At 59.1% G+C, this 24,777-nt stretch carries 16 protein-coding genes; 8 read left to right on the forward strand and 8 right to left on the reverse strand.

Annotated elements, in window-relative coordinates; translation table 11 throughout:
- Positions 1–122: 122 nt before the first annotated feature.
- From VL130_RS14315 to VL130_RS14350, 8 genes are all read left to right on the forward strand, one after another.
- Positions 123–2,348 (forward strand): TonB-dependent receptor, encoded by a 2,226-nt coding sequence (locus VL130_RS14315; protein WP_325363679.1) that lies wholly within the window; start codon positions 123–125, stop codon positions 2,346–2,348.
- Positions 2,349–2,359: 11 nt separating this feature from the next.
- On the forward strand, positions 2,360–3,358 hold the full coding sequence (locus VL130_RS14320; protein ID WP_325363681.1) for a 4Fe-4S dicluster domain-containing protein: 999 nt from the start codon (positions 2,360–2,362) through the stop codon (positions 3,356–3,358).
- Positions 3,355–4,557, forward strand: a complete 1,203-nt coding sequence (locus VL130_RS14325; protein WP_325363683.1) for an MFS transporter — start codon at positions 3,355–3,357, stop codon at positions 4,555–4,557. The genes VL130_RS14320 and VL130_RS14325 overlap by 4 nt, the downstream gene beginning before the upstream one ends.
- Positions 4,532–4,927, forward strand: a complete 396-nt coding sequence (locus tag VL130_RS14330) for a hypothetical protein (protein WP_325363685.1) — start codon at positions 4,532–4,534, stop codon at positions 4,925–4,927. Before VL130_RS14325 ends, VL130_RS14330 begins: the two co-directional genes overlap by 26 nt.
- A 161-nt stretch (positions 4,928–5,088) precedes the next feature.
- Positions 5,089–5,496 (forward strand): hypothetical protein, encoded by a 408-nt coding sequence (locus tag VL130_RS14335; protein ID WP_325363687.1) that lies wholly within the window; start codon positions 5,089–5,091, stop codon positions 5,494–5,496.
- Positions 5,497–5,559: 63 nt separating this feature from the next.
- Positions 5,560–6,813, forward strand: a complete 1,254-nt coding sequence (locus VL130_RS14340) for a TolC family protein (RefSeq protein WP_325363689.1) — start codon at positions 5,560–5,562, stop codon at positions 6,811–6,813.
- The gene (locus VL130_RS14345; RefSeq protein ID WP_325363691.1) at positions 6,810–7,964 is read left to right on the forward strand and encodes an efflux RND transporter periplasmic adaptor subunit; all 1,155 of its coding nucleotides are present in this window, start codon (positions 6,810–6,812) and stop codon (positions 7,962–7,964) included. The genes VL130_RS14340 and VL130_RS14345 overlap by 4 nt, the downstream gene beginning before the upstream one ends.
- A 2-nt stretch (positions 7,965–7,966) precedes the next feature.
- Positions 7,967–11,200 (forward strand): CusA/CzcA family heavy metal efflux RND transporter, encoded by a 3,234-nt coding sequence (locus VL130_RS14350; RefSeq protein WP_325363693.1) that lies wholly within the window; start codon positions 7,967–7,969, stop codon positions 11,198–11,200.
- 71 nt (positions 11,201–11,271) lie between these two features.
- On the opposite strand, the gene VL130_RS14355 is transcribed toward VL130_RS14350, so the two are convergent.
- The 8 genes from VL130_RS14355 to VL130_RS14390 all read right to left on the reverse strand — a co-directional run bounded on the left by VL130_RS14355 (position 11,272) and on the right by VL130_RS14390 (position 24,417).
- Positions 11,272–11,631: a response regulator gene (locus tag VL130_RS14355; protein WP_325363695.1), complete on the reverse strand. Its 360-nt coding sequence runs from the start codon at positions 11,629–11,631 to the stop codon at positions 11,272–11,274.
- Positions 11,632–11,664: 33 nt separating this feature from the next.
- Positions 11,665–14,487: a PAS domain S-box protein gene (locus tag VL130_RS14360; RefSeq protein ID WP_325363697.1), complete on the reverse strand. Its 2,823-nt coding sequence runs from the start codon at positions 14,485–14,487 to the stop codon at positions 11,665–11,667.
- Positions 14,488–15,177: 690 nt separating this feature from the next.
- Positions 15,178–16,686 carry a tryptophan halogenase family protein gene (locus VL130_RS14365; RefSeq protein ID WP_325363699.1) on the reverse strand — a complete coding sequence of 503 codons (1,509 nt, stop codon included), beginning with the start codon at positions 16,684–16,686 and terminating at the stop codon, positions 15,178–15,180.
- A 3-nt stretch (positions 16,687–16,689) separates the two neighbouring features.
- The gene (locus VL130_RS14370; protein ID WP_325363701.1) at positions 16,690–18,165 is read right to left on the reverse strand and encodes a tryptophan 7-halogenase; all 1,476 of its coding nucleotides are present in this window, start codon (positions 18,163–18,165) and stop codon (positions 16,690–16,692) included.
- Between the two features lie 4 nt (positions 18,166–18,169).
- Complete coding sequence (locus VL130_RS14375) at positions 18,170–19,711, reverse strand: tryptophan halogenase family protein (protein ID WP_325363703.1); 1,542 nt, start codon at positions 19,709–19,711, stop codon at positions 18,170–18,172.
- A 63-nt stretch (positions 19,712–19,774) separates the two neighbouring features.
- Positions 19,775–20,461 (reverse strand): DUF6445 family protein, encoded by a 687-nt coding sequence (locus VL130_RS14380; RefSeq protein ID WP_325363705.1) that lies wholly within the window; start codon positions 20,459–20,461, stop codon positions 19,775–19,777.
- A 36-nt stretch (positions 20,462–20,497) separates the two neighbouring features.
- Positions 20,498–21,076, reverse strand: a complete 579-nt coding sequence (locus VL130_RS14385) for a CC0125/CC1285 family lipoprotein (RefSeq protein WP_325363707.1) — start codon at positions 21,074–21,076, stop codon at positions 20,498–20,500.
- Between the two features lie 83 nt (positions 21,077–21,159).
- Complete coding sequence (locus VL130_RS14390) at positions 21,160–24,417, reverse strand: TonB-dependent receptor (protein WP_325363709.1); 3,258 nt, start codon at positions 24,415–24,417, stop codon at positions 21,160–21,162.
- Between the last annotated feature and the right edge of the window lie 360 nt (positions 24,418–24,777).

The raw sequence follows: 24,777 nt of genomic DNA on the forward strand, positions 1-24,777 counted from the left end.
AACACAAATAATATGAATAAAAATAATAGCTTAGAATCGTCACAAGCCGCTTGTTCAAAATCAAATCGCCTAATAACCATTCCCCCCACGACCGGTAAAGTCCGGCATGGGGAAACGCATATATGAAGACGAAAAAGAGCGCCTGGCTCTATAGCGGCCTGTTGACGGCTGCCCTGATCACCACATCTGCGGTGGCCGAGACGGCGGCCGCGTCTCAACTGGAAGACGGATCGACCGAAGTCATCGTTACCGCGCGCAAGCGAACCGAGGCCCTTCAGGACGTGCCGCTGTCGATCAGCGCCGTTAGCAGCACCGAACTGGATCGCCGCAATGTCCAGAACGTCACCGACCTGTTCGCCCAGGTGCCCGGCCTGTTCACGTCTCCGGGCTCGGTCAGCTATTCCAGCGACCTGACCTACCTGACCATGCGCGGCGTTGGCTTCAATGCCGGGCTTGAACCGGCGGTCGGCGTCTTCATCGATGGCATGTACCAGCCGCAGATCGGTTTCGACACCGCCATGCTCGACCTGCAGCGCGTCGAAGTGCTGCGCGGCCCGCAGGGCACCCTGTTCGGCCGCAACACCCAGGGCGGCGCCATCAACATGATCACCCGCAAGCCGGGGCCTGAGGTCCACGGCCGCCTGGCCGCCGAGGCCGCCACCTTCGGCACCTTCCGCGCCCAGGCCGCCATCGATGGCCCCGTTGCCGGCAATCTCTACGGCGGGATCAGCGCCGCCTACGGTCGGTCGGACGGCTTCATCTACAACCCGCTCCTTGATCAGCACCAGGACGATTACGAACAGAGCGCCGTGCGCGGCAGCCTGCGCTGGGTTCCGCGAGAGGGGCTGGATGTCACCCTGATGGCCGACGCCAGCCAGCGCGACTATAACGAAGCCCTGCGCGGCGTGCGCCTGGCCGGCAATCACCGCGAAACCTATATCGACCAGGACAAGCCGGATTCAAAAAGCAATCATGGCGTCCAGCTCAATGTCAGCGCCGACGTCAATGAGCATATGACCTTCACCTCGATCACCGGTTATCGCTATTCGGATTCCGACAATTTCCTCGACATGGAAAACCGCGAGAGCACCGGCGGCACTGAAGTCCTGCCGACCTACCCGGTCTTCGCGCCCGAGCCCGTCACTACGCACGGCGCGACGCTTGCGGCTCAAGTCAACCAGAGCTTCACCAGCCAGGAATTCCGTCTGGAAGGCAGCCATGACAAGCTGACCTGGCTGGCTGGCCTCTACGCCTTCGAGCAGGTCCAGCACCAGACCCGCCAGCGCCAGGCCGGACCGGGCGCGGCGCCCACCATCCCGGCGGCCTTCTATATCCGCGAGGCCTACAAGGATGTGCGCAAGGGCGAGGCCGTCTTCGGCCAGCTCAGCTACCGTCCGGTCGAGAAGGTCGAACTGACGGCCGGCGCCCGCTATTCGGAAGAGAAGGTCGACGGCACCGGCAGCAAGGTCTCGGTCTTCGGCGCCCCGCTCAACCGCGCCAGCCCGCTGACCCGCGACGGCCACCCCGATTTCGACAATGTCTCGTGGATGGCCTCGGCGTCGTACAAGTTCACGCCGGACGTCTCGGTCTACGCCACCTATGCGGAAGGCTGGAAGGCCGGCGGCGTCGACCGCTATCCCGGCCACACCGACAACCTGGTCTACCGCGCAGAAACCTCGCGCAATTACGAGGCTGGCGTAAAATCCATCCTGCTGGAGCGCCGCCTGACGCTCAATGCCGCCGCCTACCATATCGATATCCAGAACCAGCAGCTCAACAATGTCATCCCCGATCCGCGCGGCGGTCCGGTGCCGATCACCGTCATCCAGGATGCTGCGAAGAGCCACGTCAACGGCTTCGAGGCCGAGGCCGCCTTCCGCCCGGTGGCGGGCCTGCAGTTCAACGGCAGCCTGTCCTACTCCGACGGCGTGTTCGACGATTTCGTGCGCACCTTCTCAGCCACCGACACCTTCGACATGTCCGGTACGCCGTTCGAGAACGTCCCCAAGATGACGGCCTACGGCTCGGTGCAATACAGCCGCGCCCTGGCCGACGGCCGCAACCTCGATCTGTCGGCGGAATACGCCTATGTCGACGAGATCACCTTCCAGAACAATACGCGCATGTCCAAGGCGCACGACCAACTGACGACGCCAGCCTATGACCGCGTCAATGTCAGCGCCACCCTGACCACCCGTTCGAGAGTCCGCTTTACGCTCTACGTCAACAACCTGCTCAATTCGTTCGACTATGTCTACGCCTCCAGCGATCCGTTCCTGGGCGGCGACGTCTTCGTCGTGCCGCTGGCGCCGCGCCAGGTCGGCGTGCGCGTCTCGAAACGCTTCTGAGGGAAATCTGGATGTCACGCAGGAAGGAAAAGACCTACACCCCCGGCCCCGTCGTCATGGCGGCCTGGCCGGAAGGCGCCTCGGGCAATGTGCTGAACGGACAGGGCGAAAAGACCTTCCGCAAGGCGTCGCCCATGTTCTGGCATCCGCCGACCCAGCACCCTTTCGGCACCCTGCAGCAGATCGCCAGCGATGGCTGCCGGGTGACTCCGGAGGCTGTCGAGGAGTTTCTCAAGGCGCGCGATTATCCGCCGCTGGTCGAGATCAATCCCGTGCGCGCCGAGCGCACGCCGCAGGAATGGACGGCCCTGGCGCGCGAATTCGCCCTGGCCAACGAGTCCGACCTGTTCGGCGTCACCACGGTCAAGGAACACTATATCGTCGAAGGCTACAGTATCGACGTGCCCAACGTCATCGCGCTCGGCTTCCCGCACAATTACGAAAACCTCAAGCAGGTGCCGAGTTCGCCGGAGAACGGCAAGGGCATCGCCGAGGTCGGCCGGCAATATGCCCGCTGTACCCGCGCCTCATACAAGCTGGCCAACTGGATCCGCGAGCAGGGATATTATGCCTATCCCTATCCCGGCCCACGCGCCGACGCCCTGCTGCTGATCCCCGCCGCCATCGACGCCGGCCTCGGCGAGTTGGGCAAGCACGGCTCGCTGATAAACCGCACCTACGGCGCCAACCTGCGCCTGGCCGGCGTGACGACCGATATGCCGCTGGTTTTCAACGAAGAAGACGTCTTCGGCTCCGACGACTTCTGCCTCAACTGCCGCGTCTGCGACGACGCCTGCCCGCCGGGCGCCATCACCGATCAGAAGCAGTGGGTGCGCGGTGTCGAGCGCTGGTACGTCGATTTCGACAAGTGCATCCCGTACTTCGCCGAAAACGCCGGCTGCGCCATCTGCCTGGCCGTCTGTCCGTGGTCGCGCCCTGGCGTTGCCGACAATCTGGTGATGAAGATGGCCAAGCGCCGCGAAGCCCAGTTGCGCGACGGTGCCGAATGACCAGACCCACATCGCCCGCCCTGGTCTTCGCCCTGTGCTTTATCGCCGGACTGTGCGAAGGCTACGACCTGCAATCGGCTGGCATCGCCGCACCGAAATTCGCCCCGGTCTTTCATCTTGACCCCACGCATCTGGGCTGGGTGTTCAGCGCAAGTACGCTGGGCCTGTTCATCGGCGCCCTGATTGGCGGCCGCCTGGCGGATCAGATCGGCCGGCGCGGCGTGCTGATCGCCTCCATGTTGATCTTCGGCCTGTTCAGCATCGGCACGGCCCTGGTTTCCGACACCAACAGCCTGCTGCTAATGCGCTTCCTGACCGGCCTTGGCCTCGGCGGCGCCATGCCCAACCTGATCGCCCTGACCGCTGAAGCTGGCAGGCCCGAGCGCGCCGCCGTGCGCGTCACCATGCTCAGCTCCGCCATGCCCTTCGGCGGGTTTCTGGTGGGCGCGCTGATGGTGGCGAGGCCCGATATCGACTGGAAAGCCGTCTTCTGGATCGGCGGGCTGGCGCCCATCGCCGTCGCCGCCCTGATGCTGTTCGCCCTGCCTGAATCGGAGGCTTTCACCCACAACCGCGCCCAAGGTATCCGCGCCGATATCCCCAAGGCCCTGGCCGGGGAGAAGCGCCTGACGCCGACCCTGCTGATGTGGGCCGCCGCCTTCTTCACCTCGCTGGCCCTCTACCTGCTGATCAACTGGCTGCCGTCGCTGCTGGTCAGCAAGGGCTTTCTCAAGGCCGACGCCTCGAAGATCATCATGGTCCTGACGCTCGGCGGTGCGGCTTCCGGCTTCGTCTTCGGCGCCCTGGCGCGCGTCCGCCGCCGCAGTGTGCTGTACCTGCTGACCTGGCTCGGCATGATCATCAGCGTCGCCGGCATGGCCGTTGTCAGCCACAATATCGCCCTCGCCTGCCTCGCCGGCTTCGGCATCGGCTTCTTCCTGAGCGGCGGCGGCTTCCTGCTCTACGCCCTGGCGACGGAACTCTATCCCTCCGCCGGGCGCGCCACCGGCCTCGGCTTCCTAGTCGGGGCCAGCCGCCTCGGCGCCGTGGCCGGACCGCTTCTGGCCGGCATGCTGCTCACGGCTGACCGTGACGCCGGTGAGGTCATGCTGTCGCTGGTCCCACTGATCGCCATCGCCCTGGTCGCGGCGCTATTCCTGTCGGGAGGCCGCCATGTGGGTCAGACAGTGGCGCGGTGAAGTTCCAAAGGCGCGCTCGGACACCTGTCTGAACTACCTTCAAACAGTTGCTGTACCTCAACACAAGCTGGCTGAGGGAAATTTGAGCGCTCACGTATTACGCATTTGTGGTGAGCTTGCAGATGAATTCCGACTGTTCAGTTACTGGTATTCTTTGGAAGCCATCCAGGCCTTCGCCCGTGAAGACGGGCCTGCGACTGCTCATGACGAAGCGGAGCGGGAGTATCTTGCTGGAATTGGGCTGGATATTCTCATCTATCAGCCATACGACTTAGATGAATACATGCGCACGGAGCAGACTGTAACTACTTATCCGCAAATTGTGACGGCGCCCCGAAGGAGGCCAGATCGACTTCGTTCCCGTGATTGATCAAACAACACCGTCAACGAGCAAATGTGTGCATTTGAGAGAAACCCTATGCGCCTTCACCCCCAAAGCGGTCTTTGAACAGACTGTTGAGAGACCTTCTGTAGGGGGCTATTGGACCTCAATTGCTTGACTTAATAGTGCATGAGCCTCATGTGTATGCCGTGAATATCTCCACCAGTCCTTTACTGTCTCGCCTGCGGGTTTGGGCAATCATGCTTAGCATGGCCCTTACCTTTGGCATGGGAACGACAACCGTTCAGGCAAACGCTTCGGTATTGGCGCACATCGCCTGTGGTGACAGCGAACTGCCCGACGGAGGTTGGGTCTGCAACTGTGAGCCTGGCAAGGGCGGCTGCATCAAGCATATTCCAGATAATGGCCAGGAGCATGGTAGTGATATGGTGGAGATGAACCACCATCATCATGGCGACACTCCGTCAAGTACAGCGGCGCTGCTTTTCGGCTCAGTTGAGCCTGCGTTAGCTGGCAACGCGTCTATTATGCCAGCCCGCGCGTCTATTCTGCATGGCATAGGCCCCTCGCAGGCCGATCAGCCTCCAAAAATCTAGAACCGTCCGTTCGACGTCCGCGCAGGGAACTGCGCACTGTTCTAAATTTTTCCGAGGTATTTTATGATCTCCCTATCGATACGACCGCTGCGTGCGGTCCTTGCAGGTGCGAGCCTGTGTGCGCTGGCCATGCCGGCGTGCGCCGCCCCAGCGCCATCTTTTTCCGAGCTACTCCGTCAGGCAGATAATTTTCCGCGTTTGCGGGAAGCCAGGGCAGGTATAGACGAGGCTGAGGGACTGTTGCGGCAGTCAACAGCCCGGCCCAATCCAACCGTCAATCTCGAAGTCGAGAATTTCGGAGGCAATGGACCTTTCCGCGGCGGTGACAATGCCGAAACCACGGCCTCCGTAGAACAGACCATTGAGCTGGGCGGTAAGCGCAATGCCCGGCGCGCCGTTGGGGAAGCTGGTCTTGTTTCCGCAAAAGCCAGGAGCGAAGCCGCCAAAGCCGATTTTACCTTCGATCTGGCGGAAGCCTATGCGGCCGCCGAGGCAGCCGATATTCGCCTGGAGTTGGCACGTGACGCGCGTTCACTTGCTGAGGAAGATGCACGCATCGCCAACGCGCTCGTAAAGGCCGGCACGGAGCCGGAGTTGCGGTCCATTCAGGCCAATGCCGCCGTCGATTCGGCGCAGGCCGATATCGATGAGGCTCTGGCGGAACGGGACAGTTCTTTCGCAAAGCTAACAGCTCTCGTCGCCGCGCCGACCCCCATTACCTCGATCCCTGCAAGTCTTCTCGCCCATGCAGATGCGGATGAAGCGCTTCCTGTCATTGATCCCCTGCAAACGCCGGCTTATCTTGCCGCGCGGGCGGAGAGGGACCGCATCGCCAAACAGATTCGGGTTGAGCAAACGCGCACGAGTCCCGACCTGACGGTCTCAGTCGGCGTGCGGCGGTTAGCGGGTGACGACGCCAATGCCCTCGTCGGTGGCGTCTCGGTGCCGTTTCCGTTCTTCGATCGCAATCGTGGCAACATCAGCGCCGCACAAGCTGACCTCAACGCAGCTGAAGAACGGCTGAATATGGCCAGACTGGATGCGCAGGCGGATGCGCAATCTGCCACCGCGCACCTTCGCGCGTCGGTTAGTCGCGTACGCGCGGTTATAGCCAACGAGCGGGCAGCTACGGAAGCCTACCGGTTGACCCGGATCGGTTACGAGAGCGGCAAGTTGCCACAAAGCGAACTGGTCACGGCGCGGCGCGTTCTGACCGATGCCCACGAACAGACCCTGACTGCCAAGCTTGATCGCCTCAGCGCCGAGGCCGCGCTGGCCCGCCTGCAAGGCATTGCCCCCTTTGGAGATGCGTCATGAAGCGCGACAACAGATTGATATATGGCGCCGCGCTTGCGGTCATTCTTGCCGGTGCCGGAGGCTTCGGCCTGGCCAAACTCACCGGCCATAAGCCGGTTGCAACAGAGACCACTGAGCATGAAGAAGAAGCGGGGCACCTCGACGGTATCAAGGTGACACCGCAAGCTATCCGGTCGGCCGGTATTGCAGTAGCGGAGATAAGCGCCGGCGGCCTGTCTTCCGAGATCCTGGCACAAGGCACCGTGATGGCGACGCCAAACGGGCAAGCTATTCTGACGGCTCGCGCAGGCGGCGCTGTGACGCGCCTCTTCAAGCGTCTTGGTGATCCGGTGAAAGCGGGGGAAACCATCGCGTTGATCCAGAGCCGTGACGCCGGTCAGATATCGGCAGATCGCTCCAGCGCAAAAGCACGGGCGGATCTGGCACAACTTAATCTGGCTCGGGAAAAGTCCCTTTACGAGCAAAAGGTATCGCCACGCATGGCCTATGAACAGGCGCAAGCCGAAGCCAGCGCCGCTCAGGCAGAGCTTCGCCGGACAGGTGCTGCCGTTAGCGCTGCTCACGTCACCGATGACGGGCAGAGCGTCGCCGTCACCAGCCCCATTACCGGTCGCATAACCAGCAGCACGGCCATTTTAGGCGCATTCGTACAACCCGAAACCGAACTGTTCCGGGTCTCCGATCCGAACCTGATACAGGTTGAAGCCGCCATCAGTGCGGCGGATAGCCAGCGGATCGTAACGGGCGACCGCGTGATCATCGAGATGCCAGGCGGCGCCACGGCTGACGCCCGCATTCGGTCGGTGACGCCATCGCTTAATGCAGAAACACGGGCGGCCACAGCCGTGATCGATGTCAATACGGCGGACCTGACACCCGGTCTGTCGCTGCGCGTTCGCATCATGCCGAGCCAGGCTGGCACATCGAACGCTATCGTCGTCCCCGATGAAGCGGTCCAAACGGTGGAGGGGCAGCAGGTTGTGTTCGTCCGCACGGCGGACGGTTTCAAACCCCAAGCCGTGGTGGTCGGACAAAGCTCGGCAGGACGGGTCGAAGTGTTGTCTGGTCTGTCTGCCGGTCAATCCATTGCCACGCGTAACGCCTTCGTCCTGAAGGCGGAACTCGGCAAGGGCGAAGGCGAGGAACACTGATCATGCTCAACAACCTCATCGCCCTGAGCGTGCGCGCGCGCTGGGCCATCGTGCTCTTCTTCGCTCTTATCGCCAGCATCGGCGCCTGGCAGTTGACCAAACAGCCGATCGACGCCGTGCCGGATATCACCAACAAGCAGGTCCAGATCAATACGATCAATCCCGGCCTGTCACCTATCGAAATCGAAAAGCGCGTGACCTTCCCCGTGGAGACCGCCCTGGCCGGCATCCCCGGCCTGGAAACGACCCGCTCGCTCTCACGCAACGGCTTCTCTCAGGTTACGGCCATCTTCACCGAAGGCACGGACCTGTACTTTGCCCGCCAACAGGTCAGCGAGCGCCTCACCCAGGCACGCGACAGCCTGCCGGAAGGCACACAGCCCCAGATCGGACCGGTCACGACCGGTCTGGGTGAAGTCTTCATGTACGCCGTTGATTACAGCCATCCCGGTGGTAAAGGGGCGAAGATTGTAGATGGTCGACCGGGTTGGCAGTCGGACGGCGGCTACCTGACGCCGGAAGGCGACCGGCTGACTGACGACGTGTCGCGGGCTGCCTATCTCAGGACCGTGCAGGACTGGATTATTTCCCCGCAACTGCGCTCGGTCAAAGGCGTCGCCGGTGTAGATACAATCGGCGGCTATCAAAAGCAGTTTGTCGCAGAGCCTGACACAGTGAAGCTCGCCGCTTACGGCGTCTCGTTCTCCGAACTGGCTGAGGCGTTGGAAAAAGCCAACCTGTCGGTGGGCGCCAACTTCCTCAATCGCGGCGGCGAAGCCTATCTGGTTCGCGCCGATGCGCGCATCCGTTCGCTTGACGAGATCCGCGAGGCCGTCATCGCCACACGCGGCGGCATGGCCGTCGCCGTGAAGGATGTGGCAACCGTGCGGTTAGGCGGGGAATTGCGTACCGGCGCCGCGACCATGAATGGCCACGAGGTTGTTATCGGCACCACCTTGATGCTGATCGGCGAAAACAGCCGGACGGTGGCCAAGGCGGTCGGTGATAAGCTGAAGACGGTCGAGAAATCCCTGCCGCCCGGCGTCAAGCTGACGCCAACACTGGATCGGTCAAAGCTGGTCAACGCCACGGTCCATACGATCCAGAAGAACTTGCTGGAAGGCGCCATTCTCGTGGCGGCAGCCTTATTCTTTCTGCTTGGCAATGTTCGTGCAGCGATCATCGCTGTTCTGGTCATCCCGTTCTCTTTCCTGATGATGGCGATCGGGATGAACGGCCTGAAAGTCCCAGGTAATCTGATGAGTCTGGGCGCGCTCGATTTCGGACTGATTGTCGATGGCACGATCATCATCATCGAAAACAGTCTCCGGCGTCTGGCGGAAAGACAGCATCACGAAGGCCGTCTGCTGACCCTGCGCGAAAGGCTGCAAGAGACCACGCTGTCGAGCCAGGAGATGATCAAGCCGACCGTTTACGGTCAGGCCATCATCTTCCTCGTCTTCACGCCACTCCTGATGTTCACCGGCGTCGAAGGCAAGACCTTCACCCCGATGGCCATCACCATCATGCTGGCTCTGGCGGCGGCCTTTATCCTCTCGCTGACCTTCGTTCCGGCCCTGATCGCGCTTTTGATCCGTGGCAAGGTGACCGAGAATGAAGTTGGCTTTATTCGATACATTAAAAAGATTTACGCACCGGTCCTGACCAAGACAGTTGCCCGCCCGTGGCCCTTCATCGCCGGCGGCTTTGGCATCTTCCTGCTGTCCGGATTTGTCTTCACCCTGCTGGGGCAGGAGTTCATTCCGCAACTCGATGAGAAGAACATGGCCCTGGCGTCTCAGCGGGTGCCCTCTACGTCACTGGAACAGTCCGTCGCCATGCAAAAAGGTGTCGAGCGGGCGATAACGACCCTGCCGGAAGTCGCCTTGATGTTCTCGAAGACGGGCACGGCCGAGGTCGCCACCGATCCTATGCCGCCCAATATCTCGGACGGCTTTGTGATCCTGAAGCCCGAAAAGGAATGGCCCAAGGGCGTGAAGACAAAGGCGGATATCCTTGGACGCATCGAAGGGAAGGCCAACGAACAAATCGGACAGGGTTATGAGATCAGCCAGCCCATCCAGCTTCGCTTCAATGAACTGATCGCCGGTGTGCGCGGCGACATCGCTATCAAGCTCTATGGCGACGATCTGGACAAGATGAGCGCGGCGGCAGCTAAAATCGTCGCGCAACTCCAGACGATCCCGGGCGCCGCTGACGTCAAGGCAGAGCAGACCGGTGGCGCGCCTGTGCTTGACGTTCAGTTCGACCGCGCCGCCATCGCGCGTTACGGTCTGACGGTTGAGGAGGTGGCCGATACGTTAGCCACCGCTATGGGCGGCAAGGAGGCAGGCCTCGTCTTCGAGGGCGACCGCCGGTTTGAGATTATCGTGCGTGTGCCGCAAGGCATTCGCGACAATCTCGATGCCCTGAAAGCCTTGCCGGTGATGTTGCCGGAAGAGGGCGGCCATGTACGGGGTTCAGTGCCGCTGTCCCAGGTGGTGCAGTTCCGCTTCACAGATGGTCTCAACCAGATCTCCCGCGAGAACGGCAAGCGGCGTATTGTCATCCAGGCCAATGTCCGCGACCGCGATGTCGGCTCCTTCGTCAGAGACGCGCTGCCGAAGGTCGAGGCTGTCGCTTTACCGACCGGCTCGTGGCTGGAATGGGGCGGTCAGTTCCAGAACCTGAAGGCGGCTTCAGACCGTCTGGTGATCGTGGTGCCGATCTGCTTCACTATCATCTTCGTTCTTTTGTACCTCGCTCTTGGAGGTCTTGGCCGCGCCATCTCCGTCTTCGCGGCCATTCCGCTTGGCCTCGCCGGTGGCGTGTTCACACTTGCGCTCACCGGCATTGCCTTCTCCGTCTCGGCGGCCGTCGGCTTTATATGTTTGTCGGGCGTAGCCGTTCTCAATGGGCTCGTTGTCATGACCAGTATCCGTGAGCGGCTGGAGGCGGGTATGGAACTAAGCCAGGCCATCATTACCGGCACTATGGCGCGCGTTCGGCCCGTCATCATGACGGGACTGGTCCCTGCCATTGGTTTTATCCCAATGGCCGTCGGTACCGGCACAGGCGCTGAGGTGCAGAAGCCATTGGCGACGGTTGTCATCGGAGGACTCGTGGCGGCCACCGTTCTGACGTTGCTGGTCTTGCCAGCCATGACCCGGGTGATTCTCAATGTGGGAGAACGTCTAAAACCCAAATCTGCCAAACCGTCCGTCGACAAACGCTGACAGAATAGAATACGAGCCTCCGGTCTTTACGACGGGAGGCTCGTCCAGCGGTATACCCGATACATTAGAGATTAAGCGGCGATAGTCAGGGCTCGTTCTATGGCAGCCAGCATTTCCCCATAGGTGAAGGGCTTCTGAACAACGATCGCATTCGGCTTTAGTTCACTGACCAGCCGGATATCACCGCTGGCAAAAATATGCGGTACAAAGCCGCTCAGGCAAATCTTATCGAGTGCATCTATACCATTGCCGCCGATTAAATTGACATCAGCGATAATCAAATCGGGGCGATCCGTCGTCGCCGCACTAATCGCACCGCCCGCGGTTCGCTCCGTGCCACAGACTTTGTGCCCCATCTCCTCAAGCATCATGGTCAGTAGCATTGCCATGACGATGTCATCTTCAATGAGCAGAATACGTAAAACTCTCAATGACTCTCTCCCGAAAACGCGCGACTGGCGAACCTACTGGACACTGGATTTCCCATCCAATGAACTCAGATAACTTGACAGTTCGCCAACCCATTGCCGGGAGACGGCATTGTCTGAAGTCTTGGCCACTGTCACCAGTGCCGAATTGATATCCGTAATAATAGGGAATCCGAACCCGCCGCCAGACCCCTTCATGTTGTGAGCAAGGAACCGCACCGTTTCAAAATCGCTACGATCGAGTGCGTCGAGCATCTTTATGACATTCTCACGGCATTCACGCAGATAGGTCGGGATGTATCCCAGAAGCCTGGCTTGCAACGCGCGTGGCATGGCGACATCCGGGACGCTGATTGATGGCACCGATAATTCGTCGATGAGATTGCGGTCGCGGATGGCCTGCAACAGGACATCCTGTTTGATTGGCTTGGTAAGGAAGGTTGTGCAGCCGGCGGCCAGGCACATTTCCCGGTCGCCCTTCAGGGCCGATGCTGTCAGCGCAATAATCGGCGTGGCTGCGCGGTCATTTTCCTTCTCCCAGGCCCTGATGGCCCGCGTAGCCGCCAAGCCATCCATGACCGGCATCTGACGATCCATCAGGACCAGATCGTAGAAACCTGCCTTGAACATCTTGCAGGCAATCTCGCCATTGACGGCGATGTCCAACCGATAGGGCGTATCCTCCAGATAAGCGCCGGTGATGATGCAGTTGTCAGCGTTGTCTTCGACCAGGAGGATTTGCAGCGCCGGTAAATTGTCGTGGAGCGTCGGACCGGCCGCTGCGAGAATCGGCCGATTGGCGCCGGCCCAGATTTCGAAAGGTACGGAGAAGGCGAAGCTACTGCCCGTATCCATTATGCTGCTGACCGATATATCGCCGCCCATCAGTTCCACGAGCCGTTTTGAGATCGTCAGGCCCAGGCCGGACCCGCCGAAGCGCCGCGTCGTCGAAGAATCGGCCTGCGTGAAGCGCTCGAATATCCGACCCAGATTGTCTTCAGGAATGCCAATACCGGTATCTGTTACCGTGAAACGCAAAGCCGAAGGCACAGCCGACTGATTGTCACGTTCCACTTTCAGAGAGACGGACCCCGTCTGCGTAAATTTGATCGCGTTGCCGAGCAAATTAAGCAGAACCTGACGCAAACGCGTGGGATCGCCCACCAGATCGGTAGGTACATTCGGTGCGATCTCGCAGGTGACCGCAAGGCCCTTTTCCTTACCCTTCACGAGCACCATTTCCATGACTTTTTCGAGATGGCTGATTAACGAAAAGCCGGTACGTTCCAATTCCAGTTGCGCGGTCTCAACCTTGGAAAGGTCGAGGATATCGTTGATCAGGTTTAGCAGGTTATCGCCGGCGCGACGGAATATCTGGACATACTTATCCTGCTCCAGGGTCAGCGACGTCTTTGCCAGCAGATCGGCTATCCCCATGATGGCGTTCATCGGTGTGCGGATCTCATGGCTCATGCTGGCGAGAAAATCTGATTTGGTCAGGCTGGCGCTCTCGGCATCCGCCTTGGCCTGGCGCAGTTCGGCCTCAACCTCTTTGCGCTCGGTAATATCGCGTGCGGCGGCGAAGACACCCTGCAATTTACGATTACGATCATAGAAGGTGGTCGCATTAAATGACACGACCGTTTTCTTTCCGTCGCGGGCACAGGCAGTCAGTTCATAATCGGTGACGGATTTTTCGCCAAGCACTCGCAGAATCCCCGCTTTGGCACGGTCCTGGTCGGTAAAAAACGCCTTGAAAGGCGCACCGATCAACTCGTCACGCGTACAGCCGGTCAGGGCTTCCATCTGCTTGTTGACATCGGTGATGATGCCCGAAGGGTCGGTGGTCGTGATCGGATCTATGTTCGATTCAATGAGCGAGCGTGTGTAGAACTGTTGATCTCTCAGTCGCTGGTCGGTCTTGACCTGCTCCATCTCAACCAGCTTTCGGGCTGTGTTGTCGGTACCGATCAGGAGGTAACCGATGATCGTCGCTTGAGGATCGCGCAGTGCGGTCACCGAAACCAAGGCGGGGAACCGGCTGCCATCCTTGCGAGTATAGGTGAGTTCATAAATGTCTTCGATACCGCGAGAGGCTTTGAACACCAATGCCTCGAAGCCGGGCAGAATTAATGCTCCCAATTCCACGCTCAGCGCCTTGGCTCGTAGTACGAGTTCGTCTGGATCGGAAATGTCCGCCGGCGTGATCTTGTTCACCACATCTGTAGCCGCATAACCCAGCATCCGCTCGGCGCCAACGTTGAAGATCTGGATCACGCCTTTGGCGTCCGTGGCGATGCTGGAGAAGTTAGCGCTATTAAAAATGGCGCTTTGCAACGCCCCGGCTTTTAGCAGTGCCTCCTCGGCTTGCTTGCGCGCGGTGTTATCCGTGCCAATGAGCAGGTAGCCGATTATTGCACCACCTACATCCCTGAGGGCGGTGACTGACACGACGGCGGGAAAGCGGCTCCCGTCCTTGCGGATATAGGTCAGTTCATAGATATCCTCGATGCCGCGTGACGCCTTGAACACCAGGGCTTCGAAACCAGGCAGAATAGGCGTTTCAAGTTCGGTACTCAGCGCCTTGGCGCGCAGGAGAAGTTCGTCCGGGTCGGAAATATCGGCCGGGGTGATCTTGTTCATCACCTCGCTCGCCGCATAGCCCAGCATCCGCTCGGCGCCGACGTTGAATATCTGGATTACCCCCTTGGCATCCGTCGCAATGCTGGAGAAGTTAGCGCTATTGAAGATCGCGTTCTGCAAGGCGTCGGCCTTCAGGAGTACCTCTTCCGCACGCCGGGTTGCTACTGTTCCGGTGGCTTCGGTGGAATCTAAAGGGTTTTTGGCTTTTCTTGTCATAGAGTCCCGAAAATCTAGTTTGAGGCTTGCGTGTGACTCGCTGGGCGAGATTCGGCAGCAGGACACGGCACCTTCAATTTTTGACTTTTGGGGTCAGTATGATTCCCGATGGGACTGGGTGTTATTTATGACTTTCTTACATGTCATGTAAGTAAGCCATACCTTTTACAGATTAAGGCTGCGACGTTGCCCCCGGGGATTTAATCCAGTTTAAAGTTAGCTCTGGCCTCAAAGGAGGATCAACTACTCTCAAAAGACGCGATGGCACGCAAAAAGTCGAGCGTGACGAAGCGCGCCTGGTTTTGCAGGAGACCTGCCGCCAGATATCCGAAGAACTTGGCGCCATCCGCTGTTAAACGCGGATTTAATTTTACCTGCAAAACCTGGTTTTCGCAGGATATCAAGTCGATGCCATTGAGGGGTTGAAAATAAGCGATACTTTTAATATCTTAAATAAATACAATTCCTTATACTTCATTGACGCACTGTCAATTTGCCATATAAAAAACAACTATCCGCCATGGATACTCAGCATTCGGGCTGAAGATTGGCGCTCTTTGGCCGCTTACAGCATATGCTTTCTGGTCCGTTTCCCCAATTTTCCACGTCGCGTAATGTTGCCGCTCCCATGCCGTCCGGCGCCATGCCCGACAATGACGATCTTGCGGATGCGCAAATCCTTCCTGTCAGCTAACCGGCGGCAGGCCCGCTATATCTTGCCAGATAGTCCTCATGCGTGGGCATCTGAGATACGGCGTCGATCATGGCCACGCGCATGGATTCGACACTTGCCGTCACCTCGGGAGGCGGCAGGGTGGCCACAACCGGATCATAGGCTTTGGGAATGATGTTTTGCCCGAGGAAGACCGCCACCCAACTCGGTCGCGAGAAAAGTTCGTCCTCACATCGAAAGGCGCGCCCGCCTTCGCGAAACAGAGCAATTTTGTGCTCCAGGCTATCCGGAATTGGCATGTTGCGGCAGTAATCCCAGAAGGGACTATCCGTCCGTTCCGTTGCCGTAAAGTGCAGGATGATGAAATCTCTTACCTGCTCGAACTCCGTCCGCATATGGCGATTGTATTCATGGCGGAAAACCTCGGGCAAGGCGGCATTAGGGAAGAGGGAAATGAACCGGCTGATCCCTTCCTGTATCAGATAAATTGAGGTCGATTCCAGCGGCTCCAGGAAGCCGGCAGCGAGGCCTATAGCGATACAGTTCTTCTCCCAGAAGGTCTGGCGATGACCGGCAGTGAAGCGGATGATCCGTGGCGAAGCCAGTGCTTCGCTATCCAGCCCTGCAAGCAGGACGGAGGCCGCTTCATCGTCGGAAATGAAATCCCGGCAATAGATATGGCCGTTGCCCGTGCGCGCCTGAGTCGGGATCCGCCATTGCCAGCCCGAAGCCTTCGCCGTGGCGCGAGTAAAGGGCGGAAGTGGTCCGGCATGGCTGGAAGGAACCGCCTGCGCCGAGTTGCACGGCAGCCAATGGCTCCAGTCGTTAAATCTTACACCAAGCGTCTGGCCCAGCAGAAGCGAGCGAAAACCGGAGCAATCGAAAAAGAATTCCCCGTCGACCGAGCGGCCGTCTTCAAGTTTGACTTCGGCTATACGGCCCGTTTCCGGCGTCTGAATGACTGTCTGGACCTTGCCTTCAATGCGCCGGACACCGCGCTTTTCGGCATAGGCGCGCAAGTACCGCGCATACAGGCTGGCGTCGAAATGATAGGCATAGCGGATGTGCGAGCGTATTGCGCGCGGATTTGGATCCGGATGGGTGAATTTGCCCTGACGGGCGGCGATGGCGCACAGGCTGTAATCATCGATCGGATAAGGGTTCCCGGCGGCCCGGCTGTGCAGCCAGAACTGATGAAAGTCGAACCCGTTCATGTCGACGCCATGGTTGCTGAACGGATGAATGTAGCGGTCGCCCTTGCGTCCCCAGTCGATGAATTCGATACCGAGCTTGAAGGTTGCGTTTGTGGCACGGATGAAGTCGGCTTCATCGATGCCAAGCATACGGTTGAAGTTCAAGAGGTCAGGAATGGTCGCTTCGCCGACCCCGATAATCCCAATTTCATCGGACTCGACAAGAGTAATCGTGACATCCTTCGGCGCCAGAAGACTCGAAAGCGCGGCCGCGGTCATCCATCCCGCGGATCCGCCACCGACAATAACGATCTCTTTTATGGGAGGGACCATGGATCAGGAACTTTTCTGTAACAGGAAGCGCTTCAGCCCGGACATGTAGCTGTGATGACTGGGAAGCCCCCCGGTGCTCGCAACAATGTCACGCTGCAGGTCCGACAGATACTGCTTCACCTGCGCCTCCGGGGCCTGGTCCGCAAGCCGGTCACTGCGCCGAGGGCGGCGCCCCATACCATAATGCAGGATAGTCCAGTCTTCGGGCGTAAACGGCTCCAGATCATAGGACACCAGACTTCCGCGACTGAGGAACTGCGTGAGCTTACGCACGAGTTTCGTGTCCTCCGCAGCCCCCTGCGCTGCCTTCCAGTAGCCCGACGGCGCAACCGGCGCTGTCGCAAACAGAGCGCGCTGGAACAGCTCGGCATATTCATGGTCATCGGCAAACCGCCGGTTAAACTCCCGGCGCTCCATCGCCATGTCGCGAGACAAAGGGATCAGGGAGATCAGGCGCTCGATATCGCCCTGAAGCAGCATGATCGGTGCAGGCGTCAGAGGCTCCACGACCGCCGCAGCCTGCCCAATGGCTACGCAATTGCCGATCCAGGCTTGAGCCTGGCGGCCAGGCGCCGCGTTTGCGCGCGCATCGACATCATCGCCGTGCGCCGTGAGGGCAAGGCACTCATCCTCCTCGGAAAAGACAGTCAGTTTCGCTGTCGCCCCTTGCAGCGGAGTGATCGACTGCCATCCGAACGGCCGCCCGGTCAGGGTCCGCACGGCGGGTCCAAGGGTTTCGCCAGGCGTCAGGGACATGGCCGCACCCAACCCTCTCCGCCCCGCCGGCCTGGCGCCGAGCCGCCCCAGCAACAAGCCCTCGGGGCCGGTACAATCGATAAACATATCCGCCGAAACACGCTGACCGTCTGAGAGATGCAGAGCGCCTATGCCTTCCGTACTGGCTTGTATCTCCGTTATGCCCGCACGAATGATACATATGCGGGAAGGCGCAATGCCCAGGGCAAACAGACGGCTGTACGCGCTCGCATCCAGTTGGTAGCCGTATTCTGACCGGCTCAGCGGATTCGCCGCCTGTTCGGGCGGATGCGCAAAGACGCCGCGCTTCGCCGCCGCCGCCGACACCAGGTAGGGTTCGAGCGTATCAATGCCCTGCCGGGTCAGGTACTGATGGAATTGTACCCCGTTAAGGATGGGGAGCGGCAATTGGAATCCCTGGACCCACGACCGGCCGTCTTCACCCCACGCCTGATAGTGCGTGCCCAGCGAAAATGCACTGTTGCTTTCCAGGACCAGGGCCGGTTCGGAGACACCCACGGACAGGTTAAAGTCGTAGGCCGAAGGGGCAGTCACACTGCCATAAAAAATATCGGTCGATGGCGTCTCATCGGTGACGATGAAGGTAATCCGATAGGTCGCTGGCAAGTGGCGAGACAGGGCGGCGGCCGTCATGTAACCGGCAAGCCCGCCCCCGCAGACGGCAATATGAATAACGGGCATTTCGTGAAGGTATGTCGACATGGCGCTAACTCACACCTGCGGTGAGCGGCGCCCGGTCTGAGGTGCCGCCGGCCTGGCGTATGAAAGCCACGTGATCGGGCGTGCGTCGTGCCGCCGCCAGCACGGTCTCACGCAGCCGTCGGCTTTCCACCAGAAGCCTGTTTTCCGGTATATTCAAAACCCGTGGATCGTAGCCTCGCGGCACTAGGTTTTGCCCAAGCAGAACCGCCAGCCAGCTCGGTGGCAGGAATGTTCCGAACTCATATTTGATGATATGGCCGCGGGTCATCCAGGCCGTGATTTTCTCGTCCAGACTGTCCGGCAGGACCAGATTTTGAAAATGCAGCCAGAGTTCGCCCGCATCACGCTGGTTGGCGACGTAGTGCAGCAGAATGAAATCGCGAACCCGTTCGAACGCCAGGCCCATCCGGTCGTTATATTCGTCGGCGTCCGAGCTGTGAAAGCTGGTATCCGGGAAAAGCTGAAGAAGTTCAGTGATGCCCTCCTGGATCAGGTGAATGGATGTCGACTCGAGGGGTTCCAGGAAACCTGCCGCCAGGCCGATGGCGACGACATTCCGGTTCCAGAATTTACGGCGGCGGCCGGTGGTGAAATAAAGTTGTCGCGGCGAGGCCAGGGCCGGCCCTTCGAGATTTTCAAGCAATTGGGTGGCTGCCTCGTCATCCGAAATGAAGCGGCTGCAATAAACATGACCATTGCCGACACGATGCTGTAGCGGAATACGCCACTGCCAGCCGGACTGACGCGCTGTCGCGCGCGTAAGCGGCGTCAACGCCCCCTTGGCCTCACACGGCACGGCGATCGCCCGGTCGCACGGCAGCCAGTGGCTCCAGTCGTCGTAACCGGTTTTCAGAGCCTGTTCGATCAGCACGCCGCGGAATCCCGAGCAGTCGACGAACAGTTCCGCCGTCGCCGACTTACCATTATCAAGGGTGAGAGAGCGGACGAAACCGCTTTCAGGGTCACAGGTGGTCGAGGCGACCTTGCCTTCCGTCCGGATAACGCCGTTGGCTTCGGCATAGCGGCGCAGGAATTGGGCGTAGCGCGAGGAGTCGAACTGGTAGGCGTAGCCAAAGCCGGATTCGACGGAGTCATGACCGGCTTTGGGCCGCTGGAACCGTCCCAGTTCAGCCGCCATGATCGAATAGGAATAGTCATCGAGCCGCGCGGTTTCCCCGAGTTGCCGCAGCCGCAGCCACGCCTGATAAAAGGGAATCTCATCAATGGGCTGGCCGTAATCGCCGAACGGATGGATATAGCGATCTCCCGGCCGCCCCCAGTCGCAGAACTCGATCCCGAGTTTGAACGTCGCGTCGGTCTCCTTCATGAATGTGGCTTCGTCGATATTCAGGGCTTCATTGAATTTCCGGATAAGCGGCAGCGTGGCTTCGCCAACGCCGATCGTGCCGATTTCATCGGATTCGACCAGCTCAATCCGGATCGGCAGGCCCCTCAGCTTATGGGCGAGGGCTGCCGCAGTCATCCACCCCGCAGTGCCGCCGCCTAAAATGCAGATTGCTTCTATATTCTTCGAACTCTGCGGCATCCCAAATCCCGATCTAACTGAAAGCCATTACTCACCACCAACACCGAATTTTCCATCCGCGCGTCAGCCGCTACCCCTGGCCGTTAGGATAAAAACGTTTGCTGTCAGTCGCCCCGTGCGAGGGTCACAACTGTAACTGAAATCCGGTGGAAAATAGCCTGAGTGAAGCAGACATCCGGGGTAGATGACAAGGCGATTAAAACAGCCTTCAACCTGAAATATCTGTTCGTAGTGCGTATTCAATGTCGCTCCGGTACTTACCGGATTAGAAAGTTCCGCTTGCGCCTGCTTGCGAAACTCAGTGACGGTATCATGTCGTACCTGTTCGAGATCGCTTGCGACATGACGGTAGAATGCCGTGCCGGTGTGAGGGACGCGATGCAGATGAAGCATGATGGCCAGATAATCCGGGTCATCCCAATCGTAATGGGGAACGCGTTGTCTTGGACTCATTTTCTCCGGCGGTATCGTGACCAGCGAATAGCTCGCTTCCAAAACTCTGAAATCGTCCGCATTATAATGGCTTTGAATGAGAGGGCCCGCCGTTTTCAATATATCCATGACGCAGGACGAAGCCTTGTCGCCAGGCCCAATCTGGTGACGCCTGCCCGGATAGGCCGTCCTGCCCTCAGGAGGAAAGGCGGGCAGCGCGGCTGCCGCATCCACGGCGTCCTGGGCACTGGTCAGAAAGTCGTCAATAATAATGACCTTTGATTTCGAACGCCCGATTTCATGCACCTCGACTTCCATAGCCCTCACCTAACATCCGGTCTCACCAAAAGCCGATCATTTATTTGGTGGGGTTGCCGGTGCTGAGGACGTAGCAGGAAAAATTTCCGGCTGGTGATCCAGCCCTGGAAAGGAGGCTTTATCGCCTGCCCCCAATTCGATCACCAGGATCGTCTGGCGCACCCGGCGTGGCTGCCACCGCTCAAGCACATTGTTCGGCACGGCTTCTCCACCGAAGGTGCCCGTAGTATTTTGAGAATTGGCGCTCGGCGCACCCGATACGGGTGCCGAAGTGCTCGCGCCTGCGCCAGATCCCATAAAATTGCCCGCGCGCATCTGCAGATCGTCAGCAACCCCTGCCTGCACCATGCGATTGGTGGTCGTCAGCACAGCGAACCATTCCTTATGTTGTTCGGCGGTAAGATCTGCGGCGCGCTTCATGGCATATTCAGCAATCTCACGGTTAGACTGCCCGGCCTCACCCGTATAGCCGACTGTCCAGAAGCCGCCTTCCTCAAGCACGTTGAAATAACCAGCGGCTCCAGGTTTTTCGGCGATCTTATAGTCCTTCGCCTCGGCGCCAGAGACTGCGACCACAGCGACAAATGCGGCAACGACAAGTGAAAACGTCTTCATTGGTAACCTCACGGATCAAATAAAAACTCGTAGGTAAAAAGGGCGGGATAGAAATCTATCCCACCCTTCTCTCTCAGACTGGATCAGTAGATGTAGCGCAAGCCAACCACGATCCGACGGTCATTCTTGATGGCGAAGCGCGGAAGCGTATGTCCCGCCGCATCGACCTGCATTACCGCTTTCGTGGTCGTATCGAGCATGTTCTCGACCGAGGTGTGGAGTTGCAGGTGTTCGTTGACATTCCACTTCAGCGATCCATCCAGGAAACCTGTCGGCTCGTTGTATGTCGGGTTACCCGTCATGTAGTCGCCCTTAACAATCAGGTAGCGACTGCGCCAGGAATAGGCCAGACGGGCTTCAAACTTGTCATCCTGATAGATGCCGACGAGGTTCGCCAGGTACTTGGACTGACCGAACAGGTCGGTGATGTTGAAACGGCAGGGTTCGCCGTTGTTCGTACACGAGGCATCCGGATCCGTGCTGGCGTCGATGTAGGTGAAGTTTGCCTGCGCCCCCAGGTGTGAGAAGATGCCCGGCAGGAAATCATAGAACTGCTGATAGGCGAGTTCGACACCATTCACATCCACCGATTTGGAATTGACCTGACCACTATAGGTGATCGGCACGCTCTTTCCATCCAGCGTGACGTTGCCAATGGTTTCTGAGCCGCCCTGGATGACGTCGTGCAGCTTCTTCGAGAACACCGCCGTCGTGATGTTTCCGCTTGGGAAATACCATTCGTACGAGAGGTCGAAGTTGTCCGATGTCGTCGGTTTCAGACGCGGGTTGCCACCACCAGCGTTAATCGCGTTCAGGGTCACATTCTGGAACCCATCGTTGCATGTCACCGGCAGGCTGATGTCCGCGCAATGCCCGGCCGGCCACTGCACCGTTGTCGTGTTGGCGCTGTAGGTCGTGTAAGCCCGCAGATCCGCAATATTCGCGCGCGTCAGGTTTTGACTGGCGCCAAAGCGGATCAGCATGTCCTCGTTCAGATTCCACTTCAAGTTAAACGACGGCAGGAAGTGATCGTCGCTTGTCGTGTAGTTGATCGGCTGTGCAGCCCCCTGAAGGTAGGCGTCCGTCCCCGGCAGGAATTCCTGCGGGCTGTTATGCGAGCAGGCATAGGGTGTCGTGACCACGCCGTTGACATCCGTTCCGGGCGTACAGACCGAATCGGCAGCGAACGGAACAAAGACAAGATTCCCCGCCGACTCCAGATCGGTCTTCGCATAGCGAACGCCGATGTTGCCCTCCAGAGACTGGCCGTTGCCGAGATCATGATTGAAGTCCAACTGAACATAGAAGTTGGTCGTCTTTTCGGTGATCTCCGAATGGTTATCCGACGGGAACATCGGGACACGCGGCGCCCACGGCGCGCCGCGAACGATACCCGTTGTCGGATCCGAGTTGTCTTTGAAGAACTGCCCCATCTTGTCATAATTCAGCAAATAATCCCTGCTGATATAAACAAACTTGGTGTTGTCACCCTGGACGAGGCCGCCGCGGAAGAAGTCCTTGTAGTCGTCAACTTCGGTCATACCCGCCGGCAAAGCGCTGAACGGCGTTGCACCACCTCCAGCCCAGGGCGGCGCCACGCCTGCCCAGTTCTGGTTGGCGGTATCGTTGGTTTGGTTTCGTTCGGAGTAGCGGGCGCCGAATTTGATATCCTTGAACCACGAATGGTCCGCGAAGTCATACGACAGGTCGGCGCGCAGCGCGAAGAGATCGCCATCGCCTTTTTGCTCGTTATCGGCGTTGAAAAGCCACCAATAAACGCCCGGATCACCGGTATTGTCAGACGCGACGGTCTGAGCCATGCCCGGTTTCACGTCGGTGATCTGGTTGCCACGCGGATCCATGTGAAACCTGACAGAGCCGTGGTCGAGATCGGCCACCTCATCAACCATGAAGTGCGTTTGGCCGCCGGCCCAGACTTCGGTCTGAGCCGCTGTCGCCTTGGTGTATTGCGCGTCAAGGATGAGGTGCAATTGGCTGCTGAAATTGTGCTTCAGATTGATGCTGAAGTCCTCGGTCTTGGACCGGTCGACCACGCCACGGCCCAGCGTATTGATGCCGTAGCCATACGCGCCGCCGTCAATTCCGGCATTGTTGATGGTACCGGCAGTCATCAACTGACCGATGCCGATCGGCTGGCTACAGCCGCCCTGTGTAATGTCGAAGCCGATGTTGCAGAGCGCCACGGTACCGCTGTAAGGCCGGGTGACGACATTGGTGAGTACCGTGTTGTTGGGCGTGTTCGCGTCCGGCAAATGCTCAACGGTATGCTCAACGGTGTTGGTGCCGTTCTCAACGTTGATGTACTTGATCAGAATACTCGTCGTATCGTTCCGCCATTGCCCTGCGAGATAGTAGCTGGTGCGCTCGCGATCCTGCTCGTTGTGACGCAGTTGGAACACCGTCTGGGTGCCGATGACATCACTGACAGGCACGCCATCAAACTTGTCCGGCCCGATCGCCTCGATCGCGCCGACATTGACCTTCGGAACCGGCGCGCCGATCTGCCAGTCGTTGATATCCGATTTCAGCTCGGAATGGGAATAAGACCCCATCAAGCCAAATTCGCCCGCACCCGTTTGCCAGCGATTGCTCGCGATGACGCTATAGGAGGGTGACCAGTCTTCGCGCAGGTCGGCGTAGGTGCCATCCACGCTGACAGAAAACAACGACCCCTTACGGTCGAACGGGGCCAGCGTGCGCAGGTTGATCGTACCGCCGGCGCCACCTTCGATCAGCTCAGCCGACGCGTTCTTGTAAACATCCACGCCACCGACGAGTTCGGGAGGGATGGACGACCAATCGAGCGCGCGACCGCCGTTGGCGGTGAACTGGTCGCGACCGTTGAATTCAGACCGAACGAACGAGAGACCGCGAATCAGGTTGCCAGAACCTTCGGCCGAAGGGAAGTCACCGCTCGCGCCGCCGGCGCCGCCGGTGTTATACTGCGGCAGGATCGAGTAGCGCGTCACAGACACGCCAGGAATACGCCCGATGGCTTCCGCCACGTTGGTATCCGGCAGCGCGCCGACATCAGACGCCGTGATCGAGTCGACGAAGGTGTCCGACCTCCGCTTGATCTGCGCGGCCGTTTCCAGCGACCTGCGGATGCCGGTAACGACGACGACCTGGCTGTCGTCCTGGGCGGCAGTCTCCGTGCCTCCCGCTTTATCCGTGCCGGCTGGCGCCGTATCCTGTGCGAAGGCTCCGCTGGCTAGCAATGCCGCCGCCAGCGCCGTCGAGCCGAGCAGCAGCCTGCCGGCGCGAGAGCGGACACGCATGCCGCCCTGATTTTGGGCAAAATTATCCCTTGTAGATTTCATTAGCTTCAACTCCCTGATCTCGTGTGGCGTGTGGCCCCGAGTTAATTTTATGTTCTCTCGCAATAAGCGAGAGCGTCTAGTTAGACGTTTTGTAGGTGCCTCTGTCCGCCGGGCGCCGTGTCTTTCCACACACCAGCAAATCTGCCACGCCCCGCGCACTGTGACAGAACGACGTTATGATAGCGCTCACATTATTTCAAGCATAAAAGTCGGACATATTTTTGATAAAATGGCTGCCGTTGCCAGATTGTGACACTATTGTGTTCACATAAAGAATTTAATTTCATAAAATGCTACCGCAAGCTCACACGCGGCCGCGCAATGATGCGCACATTATTTCATTGTTTTTGTTACATTAAT

The sequence above is a fragment of the Asticcacaulis sp. genome, from assembly GCF_035497195.1.
Lineage (GTDB): Bacteria > Pseudomonadota > Alphaproteobacteria > Caulobacterales > Caulobacteraceae > Asticcacaulis.

What these genes read in the sequence shown, in the direction of transcription:
- VL130_RS14385 (WP_325363707.1), bottom strand. Translation starts at nt 21,076, where the DNA reads ATGAAGACGTTTTCACTTGTCGTTGCCGCATTTGTCGCTGTGGTCGCA.
- VL130_RS14375 (WP_325363703.1), bottom strand. Translation starts at nt 19,711, where the DNA reads ATGCCGCAGAGTTCGAAGAATATAGAAGCAATCTGCATTTTAGGCGGC.
- VL130_RS14350 (WP_325363693.1), top strand. Translation starts at nt 7,967, where the DNA reads ATGCTCAACAACCTCATCGCCCTGAGCGTGCGCGCGCGCTGGGCCATC.
- VL130_RS14340 (WP_325363689.1), top strand. Translation starts at nt 5,560, where the DNA reads ATGATCTCCCTATCGATACGACCGCTGCGTGCGGTCCTTGCAGGTGCG.
- VL130_RS14315 (WP_325363679.1), top strand. Translation starts at nt 123, where the DNA reads ATGAAGACGAAAAAGAGCGCCTGGCTCTATAGCGGCCTGTTGACGGCT.
- VL130_RS14345 (WP_325363691.1), top strand. Translation starts at nt 6,810, where the DNA reads ATGAAGCGCGACAACAGATTGATATATGGCGCCGCGCTTGCGGTCATT.
- VL130_RS14320 (WP_325363681.1), top strand. Translation starts at nt 2,360, where the DNA reads ATGTCACGCAGGAAGGAAAAGACCTACACCCCCGGCCCCGTCGTCATG.
- VL130_RS14360 (WP_325363697.1), bottom strand. Translation starts at nt 14,487, where the DNA reads ATGACAAGAAAAGCCAAAAACCCTTTAGATTCCACCGAAGCCACCGGA.
- VL130_RS14380 (WP_325363705.1), bottom strand. Translation starts at nt 20,461, where the DNA reads ATGGAAGTCGAGGTGCATGAAATCGGGCGTTCGAAATCAAAGGTCATT.
- VL130_RS14330 (WP_325363685.1), top strand. Translation starts at nt 4,532, where the DNA reads ATGTGGGTCAGACAGTGGCGCGGTGAAGTTCCAAAGGCGCGCTCGGAC.
- VL130_RS14370 (WP_325363701.1), bottom strand. Translation starts at nt 18,165, where the DNA reads ATGTCGACATACCTTCACGAAATGCCCGTTATTCATATTGCCGTCTGC.
- VL130_RS14390 (WP_325363709.1), bottom strand. Translation starts at nt 24,417, where the DNA reads ATGAAATCTACAAGGGATAATTTTGCCCAAAATCAGGGCGGCATGCGT.
- VL130_RS14325 (WP_325363683.1), top strand. Translation starts at nt 3,355, where the DNA reads ATGACCAGACCCACATCGCCCGCCCTGGTCTTCGCCCTGTGCTTTATC.
- VL130_RS14365 (WP_325363699.1), bottom strand. Translation starts at nt 16,686, where the DNA reads ATGGTCCCTCCCATAAAAGAGATCGTTATTGTCGGTGGCGGATCCGCG.